The organism is Moorena sp. SIO3H5 (assembly GCF_010692395.1).
In the GTDB taxonomy this organism is placed as follows: Bacteria; Cyanobacteriota; Cyanobacteriia; order Cyanobacteriales; family Coleofasciculaceae; genus Moorena.
In genome coordinates this window covers 1-2116 of record NZ_JAAHHS010000697.1, presented here as the reverse complement: position 1 = coordinate 2116, position 2116 = coordinate 1, and the positions used below count along the sequence as shown (strand labels likewise).

The window sequence follows — 2116 nt, the reverse complement described above, 5'->3', positions numbered from 1 at the left end:
ACTCCCGGTTCGCCCATTTTAAATCGAGTTAGAAAAAGCTGAAGGATTGAATCAGAGGTCTCGAGTATGGTACAAATGCACTGAGCAGACGGGCTGGGATTTTCCGGCGTCGGAACTGCACAAAGGGCGATTGGCCGATGGCCACCCTTGACGAAGGCAAGTTTTAACAGTGAAGTCTGTGGAGTGAAGTCTGTGGTTTGAAGATAATTAGGCCAAGATAGCAAAAACCCATGATGGTGTATGGATTTCGGTTTTGTGGGGGATTTTCAGAACTACTAAAAAAATAAGCAGCGCCAAGTATACCAAAAGACATAATCCCAACCACAAGCAAATCAGGATATATTGGTTGTTATGGCATTTGAACCGATAATCACAAACGAACGAGTCGATGATATCCCCGTACTCTTAACACAAATAGAGCAGATGGGAGTACAAAAGCTACTAGACAAGCACTTCCCCACACACGGAAATTGGAAAGGTCAAAGCCTTGGGGAGGTAGCAGTAATTTGGTTAGCACATATATTATCCCAAGCAGACCACCGTTTAAATCAGGTTCAAGCCTGGGCTTCCAAACGATTAGAAACATTGAAAAGATTTGTCGGGGAAGGGTTACGTGAACTCGACCTTACGGATGATCGCTTAGAGGCAGTACTACGTTACTTTAACTGTGATAGAAACTGGTACTCTTTTGAGAAGGAACTCGGAAGCAGTCTACTGCAAGTATATAATATACAGCCAGAACGAGTACGTTTAGATAGTACAACTGCTTCAAGTCACTGTGGGGTTAATCCCGAAGGGTTATTTCAATGGGGTCATAGCAAAGACCATCGTCCGGACTTGGCACAAGTCAAAATAATGTTGTCAACATTAGACCCTTTAGGAATGCCAATAGCGACGGAAATATTATCAGGAGAAAAAGCCGACGATCCATTATATATTCCCGCAATTGAAAGAGTCCGCTCAACGCTACAACAGTCAGGATTACTATATATTGGCGACTGTAAAATGGCATCAATGGCGACGAGAACTGAGATTGTATCCGGTGGAGATTTTTATCTTTGCCCTTTAAATGCCAAACAAGTAACTCGGGAAAAATTAATTGAATATCTTCAACCAGTTTGGAATGACAAGCAAGACCTGACAGCTATAGACTACGACTATGCTGATGGAAAAAATCGAGATATTGCTGAGGGTTTTGAACGAAAAGTTCATCAAAAAATTCAAGTTAACGACGCTGAAGATATATCTTGGGATGAGCGACAATTAGTAGTCCGGTCATTTGCCATTGTACAAGCGGAAGAAAAAAAAATAAACCAGCGCCTACAAAAAACCTCTGATGCTCTAGAACAACTGAAAATTCCCCGTCGTGGTAAGAAAAAATTCACTTCACTTGAGGAATGGGAATCGGCTGTAGCCAAGATTATCAAACGGTACCGTACCACTGGAATGTTTCAAATCGCTCTTCAAATCAAACGAGTCCAAAAAGTGAAAAGACGATATCTAGAACGAGCATCTCAAACAGTAGAAGAACTATCCATAAACCTGGATTTTAAAATTGATCAAGAGGCGGTAGACCAGGAAAAAAAACTCTTAGGTTGGCGAGTTTATGTGACCAATCAGAATCCGGAACAATTTTCTTTGAAGCAAGCTGTTCGCGCCTACAGAGACGAGTATTTAACTGAACGAGGATTTGCCAGACTTAAGGGATTCCCACTTTCTTTGACACCAATTTATTTGCAGCGTGAAGACCATGTTACAGGTTTAATTCGACTACTTTCAATTGGTTTGCGCGTCTTGACCCTTCTGGAGTTTCAGGTGCGTCGCCATCTCGGGAAAAATCAGGAAAAGCTAACTGGACTTTATGTTGGTAATCCCAAACGAAAAACTGCCCGTCCTACTGCTGAAAGAATTCTGGCTGCGTTCAAGGAAATTACCTTGGTAGTAATTGAGGTAAAAAATGAAGTTTATACCCATTTGACTGCTCTTTCTCCTTTACAGCAGCGTCTTCTTGTTCTACTTGGGTTTTCAACTACTATTTATACTCAACTTGATGGTCAATCTTTTACTCCTGAGTAGCCTTTCTTATAACTCCCGAAAAAATGGGCGAACCGGGAGT

General features: G+C 41.7%; 1 protein-coding gene. It reads left to right on the top strand.

The genetic code is table 11. From position 1 onward, the window contains the following. Window positions 1-351 precede the first annotated feature (351 nt). A complete protein-coding gene (locus F6K52_RS35655) occupies window positions 352-2076 on the top strand; it encodes an IS1634 family transposase (protein ID WP_293089828.1) in 1725 nt (574 codons plus the stop codon). Window positions 2077-2116 lie beyond the last annotated feature (40 nt).

What these genes read in the sequence shown, in the direction of transcription:
- F6K52_RS35655 (WP_293089828.1), top strand. Translation starts at nt 352, where the DNA reads ATGGCATTTGAACCGATAATCACAAACGAACGAGTCGATGATATCCCC.